This is a genomic window from Thermodesulfitimonas sp., assembly GCF_052743955.1.
Genome location: NZ_JBRAIN010000014.1, coordinates 17,748 through 21,942, shown reverse-complemented (window position 1 = coordinate 21,942; position 4,195 = coordinate 17,748). Strand labels below are relative to the sequence as shown.

Here is a 4,195-nt window from a genome sequence, read left to right as displayed (position 1 = left end):
TAAGGGGGCTGCGCGGATGCGCGTGGAAGTCGATCCGGACCTCTGCATCGGTTGCGGTACCTGCGTGGACCTTTGCCCGGGGGTCTTCGGGTGGTCGGAAGAGGAGGAAAAGGCGGTGGCTACCGGAAGCGAGGTGCCCGAAGACTTAGAAGATGCCTGTCAGGAGGCGGTAGAGAGTTGCCCGACAGAAGCGATCAAGACGCACTAAGGGCAACCGCTTGGCGAAAAAAAACGCTATGTGGTTCAAAGAACCGTCTTTCAACCCCGCTTGCGGCGGGGATTTTCTTTTGTAGTTGCGAGGAAATCCCGGCCGCGTGGCGAATTAAGAAGCGATCCGGCAAGAATCGCATCTCCGGAGGGGAAAAAGTTGCTGCCTTATAACGTGCTGCACGTCATACGGCCCGCTGCCGGCGGGATGAAGCGCCACCTAATCGATCTGCTCCGCTATACCGACCGGTCCCTCTTTAGGCTAATGGTTGCTGGTCCGGCGGGTGACCTGGCGGCGCAGGTTGCCGCGGTGGGAGGCGAATTCTTCCCCGTGCCCCTCAAAGGCGAACTCGACCCCTTTCACGATCTGCGTGCGGCGGTCCAGCTAAGTTCTCTTCTGCGGCAGCGGCGCATCGCCATTTTGCACGCTCACGGCGCAAAGGCGGGTCTGGTGGGAAGATTAGCGGGTGTCCTGGCGGGAACGCCGGTCCGCATTTTAACGGTGCACAATTCGATTTTTTACGCCGAGTGGCCGGGCTATAAAAAACGGCTCTTTGCCTTAGCCGAAGGTCTCCTAGCCCGCGGCACTAACCGGATCATCACCGTTTCCCAAGCCCTCCGGCGCGAGTATATCGCGCAGGAGCGGCTGCGGCCGGAGCAGGTGGTTACCATTTATAACGGGGTTGACCCGGAGGAGTTCCGTATCAGTGAGAGCCGCGCGGTGCTCCGGACACGCCTGGGGCTCCCGGTAGATACTCCGGTGGTCGGAACGGTGGCGCGGCTGGCGCCCCAGAAGGGGGTGCGCTACCTGATCGAAGCTGCTGGGCTTCTCCCACCGGGGCGGCAGCCCTTCTTCGTCATCGTGGGCGACGGGCCGCTCCGCGGGGAGCTTGAGCGGCTGGCCGCGGCTTCCGCCGGCGGGAGATTCTTTTTTACGGGAATGCGCGAAGATTTGCCCGCACTCCTTAACGCCTTCGATCTTTTTGTGCTCCCCTCGGTGAGCGAGGGGTTTGGGCTTGCGGCCTTGGAAGCGATGGCCGCAGCGCTGCCCGTGGTGGCTACTACGGTAGGGGGAATACCGGAGGTTGTGGTAGACGGCGAAACAGGCATCCTCGTCCCCCCGCGGGATGCGGCCGCGCTAGCGGCGGCCATCGGGCGGCTCCTCGGCGACCCGGAACTAGCCGCGAAAATGGGACAGGCCGGCCGGGAGCGCGTCCGGAAACTTTTTACGGTTGAAAGGATGGCCCGCGCCGTTATGGCACTCTACGAGGAGGAACTCGCCCGAAAAGGGCTTCTCGCGAACGTTTGATTATTGCCAGCGGGGTGAAGGGTAGCTTAAAATTGGATCGGTTTGCCGGAAAAGTTATTGCGGGTGGGGAGGGGATCAGTTTTGACGCCCAAGCGCGGTGGGAGGATTTTCTTCTGTTTTTTGGGCCTGTTGGGACTCGGCATAGTACTCTTCTGGAGTGGTGCTTCCGCTTACGCTGCCGGGCGTAGGCAGGGCCGCGTGGTTATGGTGGTTATCGATCACCTAACACTGGAGGATTTAGGGCGCCACGTAACCGGAAACCTGCAACGCTTGATGCATCAAGGGGCGGTAGCGCTCCTTAATACGACTGCAGGTGGTAGCCGGGTGCCGGCGAACACCTATCCAACCATCGGCGCGGGCGCTCACGCCGTAGGGACAAAGGCGGCGCTAGCAGCTTATGAGTGCTCCGAACGCCCCCCGCAGGGAGGTGACTTGGTAGCGGAGTTTGCGCAACGGACTGGCTACCGGCCACGTTCGGGCAATGTAGTCGTCTTGGACATTGCCCGCATCGTTAAAGAAAACGCGAAGCTGGAGTATCCAGTAGTTCCGGGGGCTCTCGGTGGGGAGCTTAAGGCCGCTGGGCTCAAAGTTGCCTGTCTAGGAAATGCGGACTGGCGTGACCATCTCGGCAGGCAGGTGGCCACCATAGCGATGGACGAATGCGGGGTGGTGGAGGCTGGTTTTGTCGGACGGGAGTTGCTGGTCCAGGACGCTGGTTTTCCAGGTGGCTGGCGGACTAATTACGACCTCCTCTGGGATAAATGGTCACGTCTCAAGACAGCCGACTTTATCGTTATTGATCTCGGGGATACCAGCCGTCTTCACGAGGCGCGGGAGGAGGTTGCGGACCCGATTTTCCGGCAACGTTGGGAGGAAGCTCTGGCGCGGGCCGACGCCTTTGTGGGTAAGCTTGCGGCTAGCCTTGACTTCCGGCGAGACCTACTATTGGTTGTAGCGCCTACACCGGCCTCCGAAGCTCTTGAACATGGCGACTGGGTGACACTCGTACTTATGGTTGGCCGTGGCGTGCCTCCGGGCACCGTCCTGGTTTCTCTTTCAACCAGACGTCCGGGTGTGATTATGAACACCGATATTGCCCCCACGGTATTAGAGTTCTTCGGCCTGCAGGTACCAGAAACCATGTCGGGACGGCCGGCTACCGCGGTCCGTGCAGGCGAGCAGCTCTCTTTTTTGAGCGATCTACGCGAGAAAAGTCTCTTTGTTCACAACTTCCGCGTTCCGGTGATCAAAATTTATCTTAGTTACGCGATCGCGGTTATTACCGGCGCGGTGCTTTTCATCCTCGCGCGCGAAAAAGAGCTCCCCAGGCGGCTGCGGCTGGCCTCACTTTTACTAAGCGTGATGGTGGTGCCTCTTGCTGTTCTCCTTATGCCGGGGCTAGGCGCTTTTAAGCCTTTTTCTTATATCATAGGGCTTTCGGTGCTGGTTGCTGCTCTCACCCTGGTTATGGTGCGTCTCGAAAGGAGACAGCCTTTCACCGGGTTCATCTTTCTATCTGCCGCCACAGCAGGTTTGATTCTTGCGGATGCCTTTACGGGGGCGCGACTCCTTAAAACGTCCCTGCTCAGCTATGACCTCATGGGGGGCGCCCGCTTTTACGGGATAGGCAACGAGTATATGGGGGTCCTCATCAGCGCGGTAATTTTCGGCAGTGCCTGCGCTTTCACCATCTGGGGCCGGCGTATTTTCCCCGGTGTCCTTCTCTTGATGGGTATCGCCACGGCTACGCTTGGCGCGCCAGGCTTAGGGGCCAACTTCGGTGGCTTGCTGACGGCAGTGGTGGCCTTCCCGGTAAGCCTCCTCGCCTTTGCCGGTATCCGCCTTACCTGGCGTTCGGCGCTGACTGTTTGCGGCGTGGGGCTGCTGTTGCCCGCACTTTTCGCTGCCTGCGATCTGCTACGAGGGGAAGGAGCACAGTCGCATGTCGGTCGGAACCTTCTGCTGGTCCTCCAGGACCCGGGAGCTGCGCTTGACATTATCAAGCGGAAGATGGCTATGAATATTAAACTTTTCCGCTACACCATCTGGTCGCGCGTGCTGGCGGCGGGCATCGGGGGCCTGCTGATTCTTTTCTACCGTCCGGTAGGGGTGATGCGCGATTTCCGCGTCCGCTACCCTTATCTCTTCAACGGTTTTACCGGCGTGGTGGTGACCGCAGTGGCAGCCTTTGCCTTTAACGATTCCGGCACGGTAGCGGCGGCCATGGCGACAATCTTTGGCATCCCGCCGCTGCTTTACATCCTGTTACAGGAGGGTTAAGCGGTGCGTTTGGGCTACTTTGAGCGGGAGGGTGAAGTCTTTGTCGGCATGGTGAACGGGGATCTGGTTTACCCGCTAAAAGGTGGCTTCGGCGGGCGGCCCGAGCCGGAAGGGTACCCGCTCGCCGCGCTAAAGGTGTTAGCCCCCTGCCGGCCGAGCAAAATTGTCTGTGTTGGCCTCAACTACCGCGATCACGCGCGCGAGCTCGGCTACCCTTTTCCGGAGGAGCCGGTGCTCTTTCTTAAGCCGCCAACCACCGTGATTGGCCCCGAAGAGGCGATCCGTTATCCGGCGCTGGCGCGACAGGTGGATTACGAAGCGGAGCTGGCGGTGGTGATCGGGAAGGTTGCGCGTCACGTCCGGCCGGAAGAGGCGGGCGAATATATTCTCGGGTATACC

The 4,195-nt window shown here is 60.1% G+C and carries 4 protein-coding genes; all 4 read left to right on the top strand.

Annotation, left to right across the window (positions count from 1 at the left end; genetic code table 11):
• A partial coding sequence (locus ACUVTA_RS02290) for a ferredoxin (RefSeq protein ID WP_445951368.1) occupies positions 1-208 on the top strand: 208 nt, incomplete at its 5' end.
• 159 nt (positions 209-367) lie between these two features.
• Positions 368-1,516 (top strand): glycosyltransferase family 4 protein, encoded by a 1,149-nt coding sequence (locus tag ACUVTA_RS02285; RefSeq protein WP_445951367.1) that lies wholly within the window; start codon positions 368-370, stop codon positions 1,514-1,516.
• An 81-nt stretch (positions 1,517-1,597) separates the two neighbouring features.
• Positions 1,598-3,796, top strand: a complete 2,199-nt coding sequence (locus ACUVTA_RS02280) for a hypothetical protein (protein WP_445951366.1) — start codon at positions 1,598-1,600, stop codon at positions 3,794-3,796.
• A gap of 3 nt (positions 3,797-3,799) precedes the next feature.
• The coding region (locus ACUVTA_RS02275; protein ID WP_445951365.1) for a fumarylacetoacetate hydrolase family protein at positions 3,800-4,195 on the top strand (396 nt) is incomplete at its 3' end.